Here is a 20,365-nt window from a genome sequence, read left to right on the forward strand (position 1 = left end):
TCCTTCATTGTTTGTATTTCATGGCATGCGGGCAACGCACTGCGTGAGGGAGCATTCCCCTGCCCCTATCGCCTTGCCCGCATGGCAATGCCAAATCCATGACGCAAAAGACCGGTTTGCCCGTGCGAAGACCCGAGCGGCAGCCGTCAACCCCTTACTCGAGGAAACGTCGTTTTGGGCAAAGGCGGCACCGGAATGGAAACCCTTTCGGGTTGAGCCGGATAGATGCGCATTCCCCCCAGTACAACCTCTCGGCAAGCGCGGACCCTCGTAGGCGAAGCTTCGCCGCTGCGCCACACTTTCGTAGTGCACGAGCAGCAATGACCCATACCCCCACAGGGAGTCTTCGCAGGATAGCCAAGAGACTCCAGTGCCTGCGCAACCGTAATCCCCGCATCCACCTCCCACTCGACGACAGTATCGTCCGAGCAGACGAGTACCGCTACTTTACCGAGTTCCGCTCGAGACACGCGATCCCCCGGACCTACCGGGCCTTAGGGGGTGCAGGCGGGGGCGGGACAAGCCCGCCCGGCTTCGGAACGAGGTTCCCACCCTCAACATCGGCCTTGGTAAGACCGCATTTCGGGCAAACCTCGCCGTCCTTCGCTTCGATGGGATGCCCGCAGCGAGGACACTTGATTTCAGCTGATGCCATTGCAGGTCTAAAACACATATTCGAACTCTCTTTCTTTCATTGCTTCGGTTTTCATCAACGAGGATGCCCGCCCGCTTTGGCGACGGGCACCCTTGATTGGAATCGCATCGCTTGCAGGCTTAAGCTTTGCTCATCGGAAAGCTCCCGAGATTCAGGCACTCATCGGCATCAAACTTTTTGACGACGGCTTCGTAGCCCTTGCACTCAATACGCAGCTCATGGCTGCCAACCACCTGACCGTCAAACCAGAAATCACCGTAGATGTCGGTAACCTGTTCGAAAACCGCTCCGTCGCTCTCGCGAACGAGCGTGACCTTGGCGTTTTCCAGACACTCGTCCAAATCGGGATCGTAAGCATCTCCCGCATAGAAAAGCTTGGGGCGGTTGAGGTAGTACACGTGCGGCTTGGTACCCAGTTCGGGCTTCATAACCTCGACGTTTTCTCCCTCGAGTTCCTCGGCGAACTCCTCGTATTCGCCGAAACGCAGGGCACCCGTCGTGCACACGTCGACGCAATGAGGTTTTTCGCCCGCATCGAGAAGATGGGCGCAACCCGTGCATTTCTGCGCAACCTCAAGCTCCTCGTTCCAGAACACCACACCGTAGGGGCATGCATCCACGATGGCCTTCTGACCCTTCGCAGCAACCGGATCGATGATCACGAGACCATCCTCGCGACGATACACTGCTCCGTTTTCGCCGGCCGCCATACACGGGGCATTCTCGCAGTGGTTGCAACGCGTCACGTGATAGTCGACGCGCACTTTCGGGGTCTGGCCGACCGTCTTCTCATCGACCTTTACCCAGAATTGACCCGTAAGCGGCTGCGGAAGCGAGATGGGGCTCCAATCGTTGCCGCAATGCTCGTCTTTGCAGGCGATCTGGCAGTTATGGCAACCGTTGCATTTCTGTTCGTCGATGACGAATACCTTCATTACTCTTCATCTCCTTCGATGACCCAATCGCTGATAACCATGCCCGTTGCAGCGTCGAACTTGCGCTCGAAGGCCTCGGGGTAACGAGCGCGTAGCTCATCCATGTTTGCCTTCTTCAGACCGACCAAGAAGCCATTGGTAACTTCGCCAGCGCAGTGCTTGGAGGTCACGTTTGTCGGGCAGATGATGTTGTTCGCGCCGCCACGGTCGGCAACGCCGAACTCCAACGGATCGAGGCGAGCGCCATGATCCTGGTTGACCGCGCCCCTCATGATGCGCTCGGTAACGTACGCACCGCCGAGCACCATGCCGCGTTCGTTGTGGATCTCGACGATATCGCCGTCTTCGATACCCAGCTCGACAGCGTCGGCAGAGTTGATCCATACGGGTTCGTAAGGATAGCCGTCGTCGCCATGAACCTTGCTGGTTTCGATCTCCTGGAACCACGGAACGTCGTCCATGTTCGCATGCACGCGCCAGCGCGGATGGTTGGACATCATGACATAGGGGTAATCCTTCGCACGCGGGGAGAAGCGGCTTTCCTGATGCGACTCACCGTCGCCCATGTAGCGCGGATAGGGCAGGCGCTCTTCGTCGTCGGGGAAGTTATACGCCAACGACGGGGAGTAGATCTCGAGCAAACCCGACGGGGTGTCAAGCGGATTGTTCTGCGGATCGCGCCAGAAGGCATGCAAGCCGGGCTCGTCTTCTTCCCAATCCTCGGCAGTCGGGATGACGTAGTACTCGTTCTTGCGGAAGTCCTCGTAGCTCACGTTGTCGGCACAGCGAGATTTCTCCCAGCCGCGATAGATAAGGTCCTCGTAGGTAAGTCCTTCAGACAGTTCATCGTAAACGCCGAGCTTCTTGGCAACCTCGAGCACGCATTCCCAGTCGCTCTTCGACTCGCCGATCGGCTCGATGGCCGGGGCTTCATAGAAGATGTGGTTGTAGAAGCCGTTCAGCAGGTCGTCGGCGAAGTCCTCTTCCTCGAACTTGGTATTGACGGGCAGAAGGATGTCGGCGAACAGGCAGTCGTTCTCGAACCAAGGATGCTGGGCCAGGATGAACTCTATCTTGGACGAGCGGGCAGCCTCGATCATCTCGTTGCCGCCGTTCCAGCACGTGGTCCAGCAGGGTGTGTCGGTCCAGATCATGTGGATGGGAGAAGCGCCCGGCACAGGGTACTGGTACTCGTCGAACTGGTCTGAGGCGGGCAGCGAACAATGCGTGAAGCTGTGCCATTTCAGCGGATTCTCTTCAGACCAATCGCCGAGGATCGCCTTCGGAATAAGGGTTTTCGGGATGAAGGACTCGGGGATGAAGGCTTGATCGATACCGTGATAGCAGCCCTCGATGCTCGGAATAATCGAAGAACGCGGACCCGCATTGGTCGATTGCATGCCGAACAGCTGCCATTGGAAGTAGATGAACTGACCGGAACCGGGCTTGCCGAGACCCTGCATAGCCAAAAGCACAACCTCGAGACGGGCAGGCTCGTGCGAGTACGCAGAGCGGATGTAGCCGCCGCCGTTGCAGTGCGAGATTACCGTCACATGTGCGGCCCAATCGCGAGCAAACGCCTTGATGATACGGGCGGGCACACCGCAGATCTCTTCTGCCCATTTCGGGGTCTTGATCACATCGTCGATGCCGCCCATAACATAGGACTCGAACCACTCGAACCCGATCGAGTGCGTGTCGATATACTCGCGATCGTAGAGACCCTCGGTAATCCACGTGTAGGCGATAGCGCACTGAAGAGCGGAGTCGGTGTTGGGGAGAACGGGAATCCACTTGCCCGGATGCGCTGCCGCAGTGTAGTTGAAATCAGGCGATACGAATACGTTTTTAATGCCGAGTTTATCGAAATGGTAAGCGATGTGGCTTGCCGTCTGACCGCCCCAGCCCCAGCACATGGCCTCGGGATCGGAACCCCAGTACAGCATCATTTCGGAATGCTCGCAGATATCCTTGAGCATATTCACCTGGCGCTGCTGGCCCACAGGGAACTGGGCCCAAACATGTTTCGCACCCCAAACCCAGCCTTCCCAACTGTCGGGGGTGCGGATCTGCTGAGTGTAGTTGCCCAGCAACTGCAGCAGGTGCGTTTGGCAGCCGTGCGGACCGTGTATGCTCTTCGTCTCGCCATGGCCATCGCATTGCGCAAGGATAGCAGTCAGGCCGTATTGCGATTCCATGCGCCTGATCTCGTTTGCGATGATAGTCGTGGCCTCGTCCCAGCTGATGCGCACGAACTTTGAAATACCGCGGTTCTCGGCGTTGATCTTTTCGGGGTCTCCGCCGGGTTCCCAGTCGACGCGCTTCAACGGAAACGGAATGCGGTTGGGCGAATAGGCGCGCAGCTTGTATGCCAGCTCGAACGGGCACAGAAGCGATTCTTCCTTCGCGACCAGCGTATGGCCGCGAGCCTCGATTTTCCAGGGATTCTTTTCCATGGGATCGTAGGCATTCTTATAGTTGTAGTGGAACGGGCGCGTACGTACGATCTTTCCGTCGAGAACGTCGACTTCGCAGGAATTCGACCCCTGGCCGAAGCTGTCGAAGCCAAGACCCTTGAGGACCGTTTTGTCCTTGATCTTGATGGGCTCGCTCATGCAGATTCTCCTCTCTCCTTGTCCTATGGCTCGCTTATAGATTCGGCGGGATTTCGCCCGTTCGAATCAGCTGTCCAGTAGCGGATTTTGATTATAGGAGGTTAGAATCTGCAACATTTGTTCTATGTTTTATCGACCATTAACGAGGGAAAACAAAAAATGTGTCCCATAATAAGACACATTTCGACGTTATCTATATGTCCCATTTTGATACATGTTCGATTGTGGGAAACCGAACCAAAATGACCGGTCGACGCTGAAATTGAATTACATAGTTGCTCCATCGAATGTACATTTATTTACAGACAATGCGGTATTCTTCCATTTTCCTGTAAAGCGTAGACCTGCTTATGCCTAAAACCCGCCCCGCTTCGCGAATGTTCCCGTTCGTGAACTCGAGGGCATGCTCTATCGCCTTTTGCTCGGCCTCTTTCAGGGTTAGCACCCGACTCCCATCGGTATCTGCGAGCCCGTTGGATGCACCCTCTTCTATGCTGAGCGGAAAATCTTCTGCTTCGATCGTCTGTTTCTCCGAAACGACGATTGCGTATTGCAGGATGTTTCGCAATTGGCGTACGTTACCCGGAAGCTGCGCTGCGAGCAAAACCTGCATGGCGCGAGAAGTAAGGCGCGGCGGAGCAACCCCGAGCCGCTCGCTTTCACGTTTTATCAGGTAGCCGATGAGCATGCGCTCATCATCGCGTCTTTCGCGCAGCGGTGGGATCGAAATCGATACCGACGAAAGCGTGATGGCCAAGTCGCTTCTCAGCTTGCCGGATCTGACGAGCTCTATCAAATCGATCTCGGACGTAGAAACGATCTGGGGCGATCCCAACGGCACGCGAACCGATCCCCCGACCCTGCAAAACGACTGCTCCTCTATCGCATTCAGAAGCGCGTGCTGAATCTTTGCGGGAATATCGCCGACATCGAGAATGATGAGCACGCCATCCTTCGCTTGCTCGAGGATGCCGACCTTTTCAGCGCCTCCCCCCAAACTCTCCTTGCCGAAAACCTCCTCTTCGAGGATGGACTCGGGTATACCCGAAAACGACAGCATCATAAGGGATTCGGGGCTCACCCCTCGCTTTGCAGCAATGATTTTGGCAAGCATGAGCTTCCCTACGCCCATCTCTCCGCTGATCAGAACATTCATACCTGTGGCAGCAGCTTGCTTTGCGAGCTTTTTCGCATTCGAAAGAGAAGCGCTCGATCCTACGAAATCATCGAATCTGGGTAAGTTCCACACGCCCTCGCGAAGCTCTCTGAAAGGGTATTCGTCCTTTTCTTTTTCGGTTGCCGTATCCAACGATCTGGTTTTGAGCCTTATCGTCCCCTCGATAGAAGAAGCAAGCGCCATAGACAGTCCGAGCATATAGGGCTGCGCATAGGAAAGACCCGTACCGACTTTGTTGTGCAGCGTGGTCATCGCCAATACGCCGATAAACTCCCCTTCGCCATCGCGGATGGGAACTGCCGTGGTCAAATGATCCTGCATGACAACACGGTAGTGCTCCGGCCCTACCAACTGAACAACATCTTGGTGCTTAACGCACAGGGAAACGGCGGAAGTACCCGTAACGTCTTCCCGCCACAAGCCGCCGACACGCGTACCGAATTGCCGGTAATTGTCGTTGGAGACATCGCCTTCGAACAAGTAGAGAACCACGCCTTCGCTATCGGCATAGAACACCGAGGTGACCACTTTTCTCAAAACGCCGCGGAAAGACTCTATGACCTCGTCCACCACCGCAATGGTATCGGCGTTTTCAGCAAGTCGTTTTAACAGCTCTTCGTAATCGATTCCCTCGGAATTCGTCGAAGCGTACGGATCAACGCCGGCATTGCGCGACGCAACCCACGAAACCGCGACCTCCGGCTCAACGCTTGGCGTTTTGAACAGGCTCTCACCCATCCTGACCAACTCATCCTTGTTCGCTCTGATTTTAGCGAGATACGATGATTTTTCTTTGTCAGACGAAAGTGCATTCAAACGCGAGTTCACAATGCTCATCCCGAGCGCCCCCTTTTTCGCGAACTAACACGATGCCGCATTTTACAGCATCGCGGTTGCCCATCGCGAGCAATTGCTTGACAAGCTCGGCTACGCAACCTACTAAGGCGCCGCGCGGAGCGGCCGCCAAGACGGGCATGCGATTTTCGATACAGCTGATGAAATCTTGAATGCCTCGGGCAGCAATCGATGCCGCCCTACGACTGCCGCACGCGAACCCGAGCGCAACCCGTTGTAGATCTTGCATTAGGCACCTCCCGGCGCGCGCACCGATACTGCATGTCAGGTTTTTCACGCAATCGTGCAACATGTGTGCGCGTTTCTCCGTATTATGGTTGAAAGGAGCTCCTGATATGGATGAAACGAACGTTGCCCGCACGCGCATGTGGGCACCAGCCACAATCAAACCAGAATGCCATAGCTCTCGTCCGAAGCAACGTGAAAGGGATTACGTGCAGGCATGCTGCATCAACATCGAGCACGCCGTTGAGCAATGGGGCGATACCGTTTTTCGGCTTGCGCTCTGCCGTGTCGGCAATCGCGCCGACGCCGAAGATGTTGTGCAGACCGTATTCATGAAGCTATGCCAAAGCACCAAGCCCATCAAGGATAGCGAGCATCTGAAGGCGTGGCTTTTGCGGGTCACGCTCACCTGCTGCGCCGACGTGCATCGCAACCCTTGGAAAACGCGTCAGGCAACAGGCGAGGAAACACAGATCGCCCTCGAGAACGCTTCGATCGAACGCGACAGCATCGCATTCTGCGACGCCGACAGCACATCGAACGAAGCCTTCGTCAGAAGCATGGTTGCAGCCCTTCCCGAACGGCAACGCATTGCCGTGCATCTTCATTATTTCGAGGGTTATTCGACCAACGAGATCGCACAAATCACCGACGAGAACCCGGCAACGGTGCGTTCGCACCTTCATCGTGCACGGGCCTCGCTCAAGCTTAAGATGAGGGGCACCAATGAATGAGAACGAGTTTTGGACAGTGTACGCAGATTCCCAAAAGCGCGTTACGCTCACCGAAGACCAGAAACGCACGATAGCCGCCGCAGCTGGGCAACATCCGCGCGAGCGAAACACAGCGCCCTCGGCAGCCGCCGAGCACAATGAGCAAACGAAGCCGGCTGCAGTACCGCCCGCAGCAAGGCAGCGCCGCTCTTTGGGGCGCATCGCGCTGCCCGCAGCGGCCTGCCTTGCCGCCATTGCGCTCGCAGTCGGCCTCGTAACCAGCTTCGATACCGGTGGCCCGTTCGGCATCTTCAACGCAACGCCCGACTTCACCGTGCAGGCCTACGCGGCTGACAGCGATTCCATCCTCGAGATGGGCACCGAGAACCAGATCGTTTTCAGCCGCTCCGCCGACGCCCACGGAATCAGCAGCAAAGAAGCCTACCTTGCGGAAGGGTATTACACGGGATGCCTGTTCCGCGTCGGGGGTGAGGGACTCACGCGCATCCAGGCATCGGTATCGACTGGCGCGCTCTACCGCTCCACCCAGGAAACCGTCACCGCAGGAGAAAACCCCGATCGCTGGAACGAGCTCGTTTCATGGAAGCCTACCGCGCGCGGGCTCGGCGAGTACTATGACGAATACGACTACGTGAGCATCGTCGGATCGCCTGACGCTCTGGCAAAAGACGATCCTGCGAAGCAGTGGAGCGTCGAACTCACCAAAAAACTCGGTTCCACCATCGACGTGGCAATGGACGATAGCTCTTCGTCGTGCAGTTTCGGATTCTGGACCAACGAAGACTACGGCGGCAATGGCGACGGCATGGAAGCCACGGATGCGATCATCGACCTCTTCGACGGCGCAACGCTCACCATCACCGCAACATTCGAAGACGGTCACACCACCACGCAGGTCATCGAACTGCACGCCGCCGACGTCAAGGCATCCATGCAGCAGAGCGAAGACGGCCTATGGGAGCTCTCCCTCACGCCCGAAATAGTCGATCCGAGCGGCCTTCAGCAATACACCGACTACGTGCACACGCTCTACGGCACCGTAGAGAAGACAAGCCACGAGCCCTTCCCCGAATCGCTCGAGAACGCCAACGAGTACGAGGGCGCGGCGAGCGATCCACTGCCCTTCGAACGGCAGGACCTTTTGAGGCCCCTCGGAGACGACGTCGTTATCGGCAAGCAGGATATCCACGCCGCAACCGACAGCATCCCGTTCACGGCCGACATGGGAACCTCGTTTACGCTCACCGACCTGCAAATGCTCTCGCGCAGCACTCAGCTGCCCGACGGCATCACGCTTGACGATCTTCGCAGCGGCATGCACAGCTGGGAATACTACAACCGCGTTGTCAGCCAGATCGACGGCTATACGATCGACGAGAACGGTACCATCACGGGCGAATCCGAAGGTTTCTCCTGGGTGGTTATGGAGGCGACCATAGCCAATGCCGGCGCAAAGGCCACCGAGATGACGGGCGACGGGGGCTTTTACGGGGAATACGCCGTGATCGATGACGAAGGCCATGTATCGACCGCTCTTGCGCGCTCGTTTGCCCTCACAAACGGCGGATGGGACGCCCCGAACGCCGCCGTATACCGAGACTTCACTCTCGAACCCGGTGAAACGACCACCGTGCGCTGGCTCGCCATCGTGCCCGATGTCGTGCTCGACGACCCGAGCCTATTCTTCCTCGCCTATGCCGACAACACCGGCGTTCCTTCGGAAGGCACGCTCAGCGGCATGGAGCTCGCATTGACGAACGAGTAAGCGAACTCAGCTGCCAAATCGATAGCAACCGCAAATGGAAAACACCGCGAGAGAAAGAACAGAACCGCCCGCCGCCCGCCAGGCGACGGGCGGTTCCCATGTGCCCGAAAAAACGAAAGAACGAGCGCCCCCTATGCGGATGCGAACCCGTCTTCCAACGCCTCGCTGACGAACCGTTTGTCCATCGCGAGGAAGGCCTTGAGCGCACAGCCCAATCGGGCGTAGACGCCCGATGCGTCCTTTTCGGCAAGGCGCTCGCAAAACGAAGGCAGCCAATCCGTCAGATGCGCTGCAATAAAATCGCCTTGGGAGGCAAGGATCCGCCTCGTTTCGTCATCCTCTTCGCTCTCGAAAGCATCGAACGCACGAGTGCTCAGGTGCGCGAGGAAATCGAGCATCATGGATACATGGTCCTCGGGAAAATGACCGTATTCGACAGCGGCAAACCCGTATTCGGCGTAACGGTTGCGCACGTCGAGCGTGCTTTCCTGAAAGAGCATGACCTCCTTGCCGATGTACGGAGACTCCCACGGGTAAACGTACGATTCGCCGGGCGCGAGGAACAAGCGCGTAAACGCGGACTTCAGCGAGTCGACGCATTCGCCATCGTCTGCTTTCTCGCCGAGCAAGGCGAGCAGCTCGGCAGCCTTCGCAAGCTCGTCGGCGGACGCCTCGGCGCCGCCGCCCCCATCAACTCCTACGCCACCGGCTTGCGTTCGAACAGCATCGGCAAAGTAGCGAAATGCCTCGACGGTCTTTGCCGAGCCGATCGTAGCAAGCTCCTCGCTCGTCGGCTCCGCGCCGAACACAATGTGAAATATTCGATACAGGTAGGCTCTGTTGGCGAGACGCATTCCCAGGGCCTCGATCATCTGCTCTTCCATGTTCATCCTCCTCCAGCCGCCATACCGCACAGCGGCGCTCCTTCATCGTGCCAGCAGTGTACCAATACATGCGAGCGCGCGCTTTTGCGCTTCGTTCCCCGCGCCTTGACTCGGGAGAACGCGGAAAGGTAAACGAAGGGCCCGGGATCTTTCGTTCGATGAATCCCGGGCCCTTTTCAGCCGTATGAGCCTTCAGCCAAACGGCAAGGCTTCAAGCCCTTCGCTCCTACCAGTTGACTTCTACGTAGTTCGTGTCGTTCGCCGCGTCCTTTGCCTTGATGAGAAGGCTCGGCGCCGTGGTATCGGCGGAAGGAAGAACGGCGACCTCGCTCACAAGATCGGCACCGTACTTCGCCTTCAACTCGTCGAAGTCGCCGAAATCGAGCGCGCGATTCGGGCAGCCGGCAACGCAAGCGGGCTGTCCGCCGGCTTCGCGGATGGCATAGCAGCCGTCGCACTTGCCGGCCTTGCCGCTCGGCAGGATCTGCGGAATGCCGTAGGGGCACGCCGTTGTGCACGAAGCCTCGCCCGTGCACACCTCCTGATCGATGATCACGGTGCCGTCGTCGGCACGGTAGATCGCCCCCGTCGGACAGGCGGCCATGCACGCCGGAGCGCCGCAGTGGTTGCAGCTCGCGGAGTAGCTGTATCCCGAAACGCTCGGGAAGCTTCCAACCGAAAAGGTCTTTGCGTATCGGAAAACGGTTCCGACATCCAGACGGTTCTTATCCTTACATGCAACCTGGCATGCGCGGCAGCCCGTGCACCGGGTCATATCGAAGTAAAATCCAACAGACATCTCTATCAACTCCCTCGCAGCCTAGGCGGAAACGATCCGTTGCGGCCAATCGCAATCGGGCGCCAGCGCTTCGCCGTCGTATTTTTCAACATTGCAGATCTGGTTGTTGTAACCGGATACGCCCATGCCGCCGTACTCTGCGCCGATCAGATAGTTGTCGGAACCCGCGCGATCGACACCGGTCTTCTCGTCAACGTCGACCCATGCGCCGTGAGGCACGCCGACGACGCCCGGCATGAGGATGTCGAGGATCGCAGCGGTGCGCAGGCCTTGGCCTGCGGGTGCGCTGATGAGCACCGTATCGCCCTCCTCTATGCCCTTTTCCTTCGCGTCCTGGCGATTCAGGAACACCGGGTTCGCCCACGTCTCGCGCAGCCAGGGGCAGTTGTCGAAGACGGAGTGCGAGCGCCGCAGGTAATGCGGGTTGTACATGATGTAGGGGTACTCGCCCTTCTCCCCGCCGATCGCACCGTCTTTGAACGTCGATTCGTAGCCCACGCAGGGAACGACGTAGGTGGGATACGGCTTGAACTGCTCGATGCCGTCGTATTGGAACGAGGCCATGAGGTCGTAGCGCGCCTGGCAGTATATCTCGAGCTTGCCGCTTGCGCTCGGAAGCGGATTAGCCTCAGGATCGGTTACGAAGTCCTCGTAGCCGATGAAGCCGTAGCCGTCATCGGGCGTGCGTTTGAACTGGTAGCCGCCGTTGGCGACGAAATCGGCCAGGGAGATCACGCCTTCCTGCGCCTCGCCCTCAACGCCCCACTCGGCGATGTCGGCATCGGTGATGGTCACCAAGGGCTCCATCTCGCCGCTCTTGCCCATGATCTTGCTTCCCGCGATCTGCTCGAAGAACTGCTGGGTCTCCGACGTATCGTATGCAAGCGCGGGATCCATGCCCATACCTTCGAGCAGCAGGACGCCGATCTCCTGATCGGTCTTGGATTCGCCGATCGGATCGGTCACCTTCGAATAGCAGTACACGAATTCGCGGTTGCAGGTGGTCACGCCGCCGGGGCGCTCCCACTCGGTGGTCACCGGAAGAATAATGTCGGAGTACACGGCGTTCGTCGTCATGAACTGTGCGCGCGTGAGCACGAAATCGACAGCACGATGAGCCTCGATGCCCGCCTTCTGATGAAGCGACGTCTGCAGCGTTGCATCCGTCACATGGAAGATGCCCTTGATGGGGCCGAGCGTGGTCGGAATGGGCTCGTGGAAGTTCGCGTACGAGTTCGAAACGTCGAGAACCTCGCCGCCGCCTTCGAGAATGATGTCGTAGAGCTGCGGTTGGCGAACACCCGTGGAAACGGGATTGGTCGTCTTCGGCTTCTTGGCGTTGCCAGCGGTCACGAGGTTCGGCCCGTAGTTGCCGCAGTTAGCGTGATAGGCGCCGCCGCACGCGTGGCCCGACTTGCCCATATGACCGCCCATGGCACCGAGCGCCATGAGCATCTGCGGGATCATCTCGGAGCCGTTGCAGCGCACCATGCCGTAGTTGTGCAGCAGGTAGGTCTTGTTGTTCTTGCCGAGGATTCGCGCGAACTCGGTAACCTGCTCGGGCGGAACTCCGCAGATCGGCTCGGCCCATTCGGGCGTTTTGGGCGTGCCGTCGTAGACTCCCTGCACGTAGTCTTTGAGATTCTCGCTGAGCTTCGCATCGTCGGGCATGTGATCGGCATCGAAGCCGACGGTGTAGGCGTTGAGGAAGTCCCAATCGACGATATCGCCTTCCTCTTCATCGAGGCGCAGCATTTCGTATGCCGTCGCGAGCATGAACGCCATGTCGGTGCCGTTTCTCACCGGAATCCAATCGGCATCGAGCATCTGGGCAGACGCGTTGTACATCGGATCGACGGTTACGAACTTCACGCCGGCTTCTTTTGCCTGGATGAAATAATACGTCGGCGTACCGGCCGCAGACCACGTCGGATTCGACGAATACATGACCACGTACTCGGCGTTCATCATGTCGAAGCGGTCGTTCGCCTTGCCGATATCGGTACCGGGCAAACCGATCATGTCGCTGCCGAGCGTATAGGTGCCATGAGAGGTGGTATCCCACCCGCGCACGCATCCGCACATCACGTTGATAGTCGCATCGGGCGATTTACAGTAAAAGCCCGTCGGGCCGTACTCGTCTGAGATGCGCTTGATCTCTTGGCAGGAAAGCTCGATCGCCTCGTCCCAGCTGATCACTTCCCACTCGTCTTTGCCGCGCATGGCACCGTTGGAGTTCTCGCCGCCGCCCGGCTGCCAGCCCTTGCGCTTGAGCGGATGGAGAATGCGGTCGGCACCGAAGCATTGCTGCTGTTGGGCTTTGCCGCGCACGCATCCGCGCTGCTGCGGGTACTCGGCAGAGTCTTCGTGCGAATCGTCCGTCTTCTGGCGAACGACCACGCCTTCCTTCACCATAACCTTGTTGACGCAACGGCCGCCGCAATTATGCCAGCAGGCCGCTGGAACCCACGTACCGCCCTCTTCGAGGTTCGTCGGCAACGCGTGCTCCTTGTTCTCCTCCACCTTCGCCTGCGGGGCGCATCCGAAAGTCGACAACGCTGCCGCAGATGCGGCAACGGCTGCGCTAGCTTTCAGGAATTGTCGGCGGCTGAGACCTTTGGTAGACACACCTATATCATGAGCGTCCATGTATCCTCCCCTTCTCATCTACATCTTCTCGCCCTATGCGCAATCATACGCTGCTCGGTCAGTTATCATCAACCGATACGAGCAAAGCTAGCATTAAGATTTTTTAAGGGTTAGCCTCTTGAAAAAGATAAAATGACCAGCAGCAAACGGTCGAGGACCTACCAGCCGAACTTCACGCGAAGCTCGTCGGCGCGGCCCTTTGCCAAAGGGATGCTCGACTCGCACGCATCGTTGAGCGTCAGGTTGAAGCTGTTGCGCGTATACCGCTCGACCTTTGAAACCTTCTGCACGTTGACGATATAGGAACGATGGCAGCGGAAGAAACCGAACCGCACGAGCTCGTTCTCGAGATCGTCCATGGTCAGCGTCGTCTGGTAGAGGTTGCCGCGTACCGAAACGTAGTTCGCCTTGTTCATGCTTTCTACGAAGTCGATGTCCTTTGGGTCGAGCAGAAGCGTCGCGCTCTCGGTTTTCGCGGGGATCTTGCACACGCGAACCTCGTCGCCGAGAAATACATCGCCCATCTTTGCAGCATCGTCCGATCCGTCGTCCTCCGCAACCTCGGCGGCAATGAACCGACCATCTTCGTACCAGAATGCGGAACCGGGCATGAGCAGCGCTTCGCGCAGCGGCTCGGCAGTCGTGATGAAGATTGTTCCGTGCTCGACGCGTTCGGCCATCCACGTGAGCACCGCTCGGCGCGCCTGAGCTCCAAGATCGAACAGCGGACGCTCGCAAAAGCACACTTCGGGTTCGGCAAGGCTCACCCGAGCGATGTCGACAAGCGTTCGCTCGGCCTTAGGGCAGTCCTGCAGTTTCCTTTTCGCATGCTCAACGAGCCCGAAATGGGCGATCGCCTTCTCGACCGCCGCGCGACCCCGTCCTGCGATGCGTGCGAACATCATGAGGTACGACCGCACCGATTCGCGCTCGAACCCCAGTTCGTCGCACAGCATGAACGCGCAGCGGCGCTGCCCGTAGCGCTGGCGCACCACTTCGCGAACCTGCTCCGAAACAGCAGTGCTGCATTCGATGTGGATGCCTCTCGATTCCTCGGCCGCCAACAGGCTCTCGACCGAATCGTACTCTTTCATGAAACGCTCCCGATCAGTTGCTTCGTGTTCGCAAAAAAGTCTACCACGTCTACGTCGTCCTTGCGCTTCGATGCTTTGGATCTCAAAGCTTCCACGTGATCGCGCCCTTTCCCTGTTGGTTCGGTAACCGCTCGTAGGCTTTTCGCTGTTTTCCCGCTTCGATGCAGTACGATAGCGGCTGCTTAACAGATAAATACGAACAGATGTTTCACGTGAAACACTCGGACGGCTTGAGCGCTTCGCATGGCGGCCCGAGCAAAGCAGGAAGGCGCACCCCGTGAGTTTTCAATCGGTCGAATCGCAGATGGTCATTCTCTTTTTGGGAATCGTGCTCGGCTTTATCGCACGCAAAGCGAGCGTCATGAACGACCGGTTCGACGGGCAGTTCTCGAAACTTGTCCTAAACGTTACCCTTCCGTGCCTGATCATCTCGTCGGTTCTCATGAACGACGAGCTGCCCGACGCATCGACGGTAGGCCTGATCTTCCTTCTCTCCTGCGCAAGCTACGCCATCATCCTCGCCATCGCATTCGCCGTGCCGTTTCTTTTGCGGTTCCCCAAAGACAAGCGCGGCACCTACAGCTTCATGATCGCATTCGGCAACGTGGGGTTCATCGGGTTTCCCGTGCTGTCCGCCATTTTCGGCGATCAGGCGATCCTTTACGCCGCCATATTCAACATCCCATTCAACCTGCTCGTTTTCACCGTAGGCGTGTTCATGATCTCCGAAGGCGAGGGAACGCTGCGCGAACGCTTGACCGACGGGGCAAAGCACGTGGTGAGCCCCACGCTGATCTCATGTTTTGTAGCACTTGCGCTCGCGCTGCTCCGCATTACCGAGCCGGGCATCCTCGGCCAATCGCTTGACGTGATGGGGCAGATGACCACACCGGCCGCCCTGCTCATCATCGGTTCGACGCTCGCCAAAATGCCCATTCGGGAAATGATCTCGAGCTTTCGCCCCTACATCGCCTCGCTGTTTCGCCTCGTTTTCGTACCCGTCGCGATATTCTTCGTGTTTCGCTCGTTCGTCACCGACCCCATGCTGCTCGGCACCATCGTCATCACCTCGGGCATGCCCGTGGCCACCAACGGCACCCTGCTCTGCCTTCAGTACGGCGGCGACCTCAAGACGATGACCAAGGGGACGTTCGTCTCGACCATCATGTCGCTTATCACCATACCCCTGCTTGCCATGATGCTCGTATACCTGTAGGAAACGCAAAGCGGGCGCCCGTGCAAAGGCGCCCGCCTGTTTTGATACCGTCCCCCAACGGGGCAAAGGCCGGTTAGCTCAAGTCGATGGCCACATCGTCGGTCGGCTTCCACACGATCTTGTCGTAGGTAAGCGCATTGATGAATTCCTTCGTTACGTCGAGAGCGATCGCATGCTCGTCGCCGAAGAAGCGAATTTCGGTGATTATTCCATCGTGCGCAGAAATAAGCGAGTGGGCGATCTCGCCTGCGACCGTGGGAGGCGTAAGCAAGATGATCGAGCGATCCTTGCCCTGCAGCGCACCGCCGGTCAAAGAGTCGGGATGCTCGTCGCCGCGTGCGATTGCGGGCTTCTCCCATGTCAGCTGCTCGTCCGCCGCACGATCCTGAGACGTAACCCAATTGGCCACTATGGCAGATGTTTCGTAGCGATCGATGCCGCCGAGCCTAATCATCTGGGCATCGGTAAGACCTGCGGCGTCACGCGCTTCTTCGTATACCGATTGGGGCGTCGCGTTCTCGTCGCCGAGAACGATGATTCTCTCGAAACCGCCCGCAGCAAGCGCTTCTTTGGTTTCGGCGGTCAACGTTTCGAGGCCGAACTCTGAAAGGAAGATAGGCGACTTGGTTACCGCGGCCCACGGTGAGATCGTCAGCGAATCGGGGAAGTCGCAGCAACGTGCGATGATTGCAGTCTTGGAGTGATCCGTCCCGAGCGACTCGTAAATGAATTCGGCGGTCTCTTGGCGATCGATACCGCCGATGCGCTCAACCGTTTCGATGCTCGGTATCGCATTGACCTCGTCCTCGACATCCTGGTTGATAGCATCGGTCGAACCCACGATAATCACGTGCTTCACATCGAGGTCATCGACGATGGCGGCCCGTGCATCGTTCGACAGCCACTCGTTTGCTGTCAGCACGATCGGCGCGTTGTCGAGATAGCCCGAAAGGGAAGATGCCGTCAGAGCGTCGGCGAAATTGTAATTGTATCCCGATGCGAGAATGACGGTGTCCTCGTTTGAGGCTTCGCGCTCATACGTCGAAGCCTGACGCGAGGTACCGTAACGGTCGATGCCGTACAGGCGCGCAACGTTCAGGTCGATCGGCTCGGGCGGCTCTTCGCTTCCCCAAACCGCATAGTACACGCCGCACACGGCGCCTTCGCACCCGAGCACGGCATCGTCGATGTCGTGGAAATCAGGGTCTCCAGGCTGCGTGGTGGGCGTTTCGCCCCACCCGAGCAGCGTCTTGTTATCGGGAGTTGCCGAGAACATGCTCGCACCCGGCAATGCGATGTTCGCTTTGGAATCGCACGCAAGGTACACGTACGTATCGGTACCCGATGCGTCGGGCAGGTCGGCATCGTGTGCCAGCATGCGCGTATCGTTGTAATCGCCGATCGCCGTCGTGTCCCACGTGCCGCCATTCGGCAAAAGCTTGATCCATCCGATATCGACAGCACCTGAATCAGGCTTCGTATCATGACGCGACACGCCACGCTGATCGGTTATCGTCGTGCTGACCGTTGCGCCGCCGTCGGCATAGAGCCCTGTCGTTGCAGCAACAGCTGGCGCAATGTACAAACTCGGCAAGGACACGGCTCCCGAAACGGTTGCGCCGACCTGCTTGCTGCAACCGTTGGCTTGCAGCGTAGCCGCAGCGGTACCGAACACGGTTTGAGCCGAGTAGTCGGCGGACAGCGCCGTACCAGCATCGTAGCCGACGTTGCCGCCCTTGTTGGTGAAACCGCTGCTCCCCGAACCGCCCCACCCGGCGAGGTTGGCAACGTTGGTTCCCTTGGCGCCCGTGTTCTCGACGAACGCGCAGTTCGCAACCGACACGGTGGGACGGACCGGAAGGAATCCGCCCGCAAGGCTGCCGCTCAGCCCGATGGCGCCGCCCGCGCCCGTGCCCGCAACGTTCTTGTAGAATGTGCAATACTCGAAATCGACCTTGGCTTTGCTATACACCTGGATGGCTCCGCCCGCAACACCGGTCGAAAGCTGCTTGCCCTCGTTGCCGATAAAGGTCGAATTGCGCACTGCTGCCGTAAGGTTGATCGACGCCGAACCACTCGATACACCTTCGAACAGAATCGCGCCGCCGTCGTCGTTGGCGACATTGTCCTCGAACACGCAGTTCTCGATTGTCGCGGTTGCCGTGCGTTCGGCACCGTTCATGAACACGGAGATCGCGCCGCCGTCGTTGCGGACCGTTTGGTTGGCGGTCGCCGTGTTGCCCTTGAAGTACGAATCAGTGACCGTAAGGTTGCACTTGTCGCTGTGGTACACCGCAATAGCGCCGCCAGACCCGCCGAACGTTCCGGCCATCGGAGCCGCGTTACCCTCGAAGTAGCACTGCGCCACCGTGAGCGTCACGTTGCTCGCTTGGTCGGTCGCGATCGCTCCGCCAGCGTAGCCACCATCCGACGTTCCCACGTTGTTGTTGATCGTGCACTGGGTTAGCGTGGCGGTCGTATTGCTTCCCGGATACAGTGCAGCGCCGCAACCGGCACGGTTGCCTTCGATCAGAGTGTTGAACACCACGAGCGTCTTCGCATTGCCCGACGTTCCGCTGACTGCACGCGAGCCGTTCGTGATGGAACTGTTGTTGATCTCGACCGTGCCGCTCGCAATACCGACCGCCTGGTTGCCCGCATGCCCCGTGATGGCAACCCCGTCGAGAACGACTTTGCCGGCAGCCGATCCGCTCGCCTCAACGCCCGCCCCCGCGCCCGAAAGCGCCATGTTCTGAAGGGTGATGCTTCCCCCGTTCGGGCAAACGGCCGAGAAGAACCTGTTCGCACCTGCACTCGTGAGCGCCTGGTTGCCGCCGTCGATCACGATGTCGTAGCCGTTGGCGTTGTTGAGGGAAACCGTTGCGTTCTTGCCCGCCATATCTGCGACAAAAGCGGCAGACAGCGTAACCGTGCGGCTTTCGCCCGCATTGGCAACCGCATCGACGAGCTCGTCAACTCCATCGACGGTCACATCGCCCATCGGATCGACCGCAAGCAGTTCGATCCCGTCGTCTTCTTCCTCGATGAGGCTTTGAGCGGTGAGCCCCTCGTCGCCGACTGCATCGGCGCCGGGTGTCACGACCTCGCCGTCGCTTTGGCTCGCGGCAGAGCCGCCGTCCTCGACGGATCCGTTATCCTGCGAAACCCCACTCTCGGCATCGCCACCTTCTGCGGAGCCTTGGCTCGATCCGGTATCACCGCTTTCTTCCTGCGGGGAAGCGGTATCACCCGCTGGTGCGGGCGAGGGATCGGCATAGGCGAGCGGGACCGATGAAAACGATCCCCCGAGCGCAAGCGTCAACGCCAACAAAACCGCCAGCGGAGAGCGCGCTCTCTTCGTTGCTTCCATAATGCCTCCTGTCATAAGCACCGACATCGCCCTCACCCGAATTCGGGCGCTATCCAGAAGCAACAGAAGCTCAAGCATGCAGCCTCGTATAAGCCGCTGGGTCATATTTGCCCAGAAAAGACGAAAGACGCCCGAAGGCGTCTTTCGATCTCATGTTCGTGCGATATCAGTTTGTCAAAGCGCCAGAACGGTTTGTTACCGTTCTTATGGCATTTAGAAGTGTACGAAAACGTAACATGTTTTGCAATACAATTATATAGGTTGTTCTATAAAATTCATAACTTTTTACCTATTTCTGACAGAAAAAGGCTCGTACCGAATCATTACCGGTCCGAAGAGTCTCGCCTAGCCGATTGCCGAGCGCAGAATACGTTCGACCTCATCGGCGCCCATGAGCGAAGCGCCCGGCGTTTTCGTTGCTTGATAGAGTGCGAACTTCGCGGCTTCGAGGGCATGCGATACAGCCACGCTCGCCTCGTCGGCAACATCGAGGGTGTCGGCACACGTGCGAAGTTCTTCATGGGAGGCAAGGTAGGCCGTAGCACTCGCCCGGAACGCTTCCACGTACTCGAAACTGTTATTGAGGAACAGCTTCATGAGTGCCGGCGTTTCCTTCACGAGTTTGATGCGCATTTGAGCGATATCGCCATCCCAATCGTATCCCCGCACGATATCGAGAAACAAGCTCAACACCGCGTGGAAGAGCGTCGGGGATTCGTACCGATCGAGCGCAGCGAACACCGCCTCGTCTTTCAGCTCGAACGTACCAACCCCCACGATGGCGGCATCCTTGGTGGGAAAGTAGTTGAAGAACGTACCTTGCGATATGCCCGCTCGAGCGCAGATCGCGTCGACAGTCACGCCGCCGTAACCGAACTCCCCCACAAGCGTGATTGCGGCGCGTTCGATAGCCTCTCGCGTCTGCCTGCGCTTGCGCTCGCGCAACCCCCCTGCTTGATCAACGTCCTTCGAGCCCACGTGTTCGATTCCTTCCCTTTGTCTCCTCGCGACACGTCTATCCATTATACGGAAGGTTTCCCCCATGGCTCGTACTTGTCAGATATTTTTATAGTCTCTATAAATTTATTGTCACTCTAATATTTCTGTGCTTTAATGGCTGGTTGAGCGACGGCTATAGAGACCCGCCGCATGCCGTTTGCGAAAGGAGCTGCCATGAAGGTATTCGGATTGGGGATTCCCGAACTCGTTTTGATCCTAGTGGTCGCATTGCTCATATTCGGACCGAAGAACCTTCCCAAGCTCGGCGGGATGCTCGGCCGCTCGGTCAAGAAGCTGCGCGCCCGCACTGACGAGAAGTTCGAAGACGCCGACGAATCGGAAACCAAGGCGCAACCTGCATAGGCCTCGTGCTTATTCGGCCCCATAACCTGC

At 58.3% G+C, this 20,365-nt stretch carries 13 protein-coding genes; 4 read left to right on the top strand and 9 right to left on the bottom strand.

The features are described 5' to 3' along the window. Positions 1 to 774: 774 nt before the first annotated feature. The 3 genes from C1722_RS11870 to C1722_RS11880 all read right to left on the bottom strand — a co-directional run bounded on the left by C1722_RS11870 (position 775) and on the right by C1722_RS11880 (position 6,219). On the bottom strand, positions 775 to 1,590 hold the full coding sequence (locus tag C1722_RS11870) for a 4Fe-4S dicluster domain-containing protein (RefSeq protein WP_102379420.1): 816 nt from the start codon (positions 1,588 to 1,590) through the stop codon (positions 775 to 777). Then, positions 1,590 to 4,205, bottom strand: a complete 2,616-nt coding sequence (locus C1722_RS11875; RefSeq protein WP_102379421.1) for a molybdopterin-dependent oxidoreductase — start codon at positions 4,203 to 4,205, stop codon at positions 1,590 to 1,592. The genes C1722_RS11870 and C1722_RS11875 overlap by 1 nt, the downstream gene beginning before the upstream one ends. A 295-nt stretch (positions 4,206 to 4,500) precedes the next feature. Next, the gene (locus C1722_RS11880; RefSeq protein ID WP_102379422.1) at positions 4,501 to 6,219 is read right to left on the bottom strand and encodes a sigma-54-dependent Fis family transcriptional regulator; all 1,719 of its coding nucleotides are present in this window, start codon (positions 6,217 to 6,219) and stop codon (positions 4,501 to 4,503) included. Between the two features lie 353 nt (positions 6,220 to 6,572). Between C1722_RS11880 and C1722_RS11885 the strand changes: the two genes are divergently transcribed. Both C1722_RS11885 and C1722_RS11890 read left to right on the top strand, forming a co-directional pair. Beyond that, complete coding sequence (locus C1722_RS11885) at positions 6,573 to 7,196, top strand: RNA polymerase sigma factor (RefSeq protein ID WP_180995184.1); 624 nt, start codon at positions 6,573 to 6,575, stop codon at positions 7,194 to 7,196. Further along, positions 7,189 to 8,961: a hypothetical protein gene (locus C1722_RS11890; RefSeq protein ID WP_146040664.1), complete on the top strand. Its 1,773-nt coding sequence runs from the start codon at positions 7,189 to 7,191 to the stop codon at positions 8,959 to 8,961. The genes C1722_RS11885 and C1722_RS11890 overlap by 8 nt, the downstream gene beginning before the upstream one ends. 131 nt (positions 8,962 to 9,092) lie before the next feature. Here C1722_RS11890 and C1722_RS11895 read toward each other — a convergent pair whose 3' ends face one another. From C1722_RS11895 to C1722_RS11910, 4 genes are all read right to left on the bottom strand, one after another. After that, positions 9,093 to 9,845: a TorD/DmsD family molecular chaperone gene (locus tag C1722_RS11895; protein ID WP_180995185.1), complete on the bottom strand. Its 753-nt coding sequence runs from the start codon at positions 9,843 to 9,845 to the stop codon at positions 9,093 to 9,095. A 226-nt stretch (positions 9,846 to 10,071) separates the two neighbouring features. Continuing rightward, entirely contained in the window at positions 10,072 to 10,644 is a 573-nt protein-coding gene (locus C1722_RS11900) for a 4Fe-4S dicluster domain-containing protein (RefSeq protein WP_102379426.1), read from the bottom strand. A 21-nt stretch (positions 10,645 to 10,665) separates the two neighbouring features. Continuing rightward, positions 10,666 to 13,293 carry a molybdopterin-dependent oxidoreductase gene (locus tag C1722_RS11905; RefSeq protein WP_102379427.1) on the bottom strand — a complete coding sequence of 876 codons (2,628 nt, stop codon included), beginning with the start codon at positions 13,291 to 13,293 and terminating at the stop codon, positions 10,666 to 10,668. 158 nt (positions 13,294 to 13,451) lie between these two features. After that, positions 13,452 to 14,387, bottom strand: coding sequence for a LytTR family transcriptional regulator DNA-binding domain-containing protein (locus C1722_RS11910; RefSeq protein WP_102379428.1), 936 nt, complete (start codon positions 14,385 to 14,387; stop codon positions 13,452 to 13,454). A 277-nt stretch (positions 14,388 to 14,664) separates the two neighbouring features. Between C1722_RS11910 and C1722_RS11915 the strand changes: the two genes are divergently transcribed. After that, positions 14,665 to 15,603, top strand: coding sequence for an AEC family transporter (locus C1722_RS11915; protein ID WP_102379429.1), 939 nt, complete (start codon positions 14,665 to 14,667; stop codon positions 15,601 to 15,603). 73 nt (positions 15,604 to 15,676) lie between these two features. Here C1722_RS11915 and C1722_RS11920 read toward each other — a convergent pair whose 3' ends face one another. Both C1722_RS11920 and C1722_RS11925 read right to left on the bottom strand, forming a co-directional pair. Continuing rightward, positions 15,677 to 18,973: a cell wall-binding repeat-containing protein gene (locus C1722_RS11920; RefSeq protein ID WP_180995186.1), complete on the bottom strand. Its 3,297-nt coding sequence runs from the start codon at positions 18,971 to 18,973 to the stop codon at positions 15,677 to 15,679. Positions 18,974 to 19,318: 345 nt separating this feature from the next. Further along, a complete protein-coding gene (locus C1722_RS11925; protein WP_244387538.1) occupies positions 19,319 to 19,951 on the bottom strand; it encodes a TetR/AcrR family transcriptional regulator in 633 nt (210 codons plus the stop codon). 195 nt (positions 19,952 to 20,146) lie between these two features. Between C1722_RS11925 and C1722_RS11930 the strand changes: the two genes are divergently transcribed. After that, on the top strand, positions 20,147 to 20,335 hold the full coding sequence (locus tag C1722_RS11930) for a twin-arginine translocase TatA/TatE family subunit (RefSeq protein ID WP_102379432.1): 189 nt from the start codon (positions 20,147 to 20,149) through the stop codon (positions 20,333 to 20,335). Positions 20,336 to 20,365 lie beyond the last annotated feature (30 nt).

It is taken from the genome of Raoultibacter timonensis (assembly GCF_900240215.1).
In the GTDB taxonomy this organism is placed as follows: Bacteria; Actinomycetota; Coriobacteriia; order Coriobacteriales; family Eggerthellaceae; genus Raoultibacter; species Raoultibacter timonensis.

Bases quoted from the DNA above. Each gene is read 5' to 3' on its own strand.
- C1722_RS11870 (WP_102379420.1), bottom strand. From the start codon at position 1,590: ATGAAGGTATTCGTCATCGACGAACAGAAATGCAACGGTTGCCATAAC.
- C1722_RS11875 (WP_102379421.1), bottom strand. From the start codon at position 4,205: ATGAGCGAGCCCATCAAGATCAAGGACAAAACGGTCCTCAAGGGTCTT.
- C1722_RS11880 (WP_102379422.1), bottom strand. From the start codon at position 6,219: ATGAGCATTGTGAACTCGCGTTTGAATGCACTTTCGTCTGACAAAGAA.
- C1722_RS11885 (WP_180995184.1), top strand. From the start codon at position 6,573: ATGGATGAAACGAACGTTGCCCGCACGCGCATGTGGGCACCAGCCACA.
- C1722_RS11890 (WP_146040664.1), top strand. From the start codon at position 7,189: ATGAATGAGAACGAGTTTTGGACAGTGTACGCAGATTCCCAAAAGCGC.
- C1722_RS11895 (WP_180995185.1), bottom strand. From the start codon at position 9,845: ATGGAAGAGCAGATGATCGAGGCCCTGGGAATGCGTCTCGCCAACAGA.
- C1722_RS11900 (WP_102379426.1), bottom strand. From the start codon at position 10,644: ATGTCTGTTGGATTTTACTTCGATATGACCCGGTGCACGGGCTGCCGC.
- C1722_RS11905 (WP_102379427.1), bottom strand. From the start codon at position 13,293: ATGGACGCTCATGATATAGGTGTGTCTACCAAAGGTCTCAGCCGCCGA.
- C1722_RS11910 (WP_102379428.1), bottom strand. From the start codon at position 14,387: ATGAAAGAGTACGATTCGGTCGAGAGCCTGTTGGCGGCCGAGGAATCG.
- C1722_RS11920 (WP_180995186.1), bottom strand. From the start codon at position 18,973: ATGGAAGCAACGAAGAGAGCGCGCTCTCCGCTGGCGGTTTTGTTGGCG.
- C1722_RS11930 (WP_102379432.1), top strand. From the start codon at position 20,147: ATGAAGGTATTCGGATTGGGGATTCCCGAACTCGTTTTGATCCTAGTG.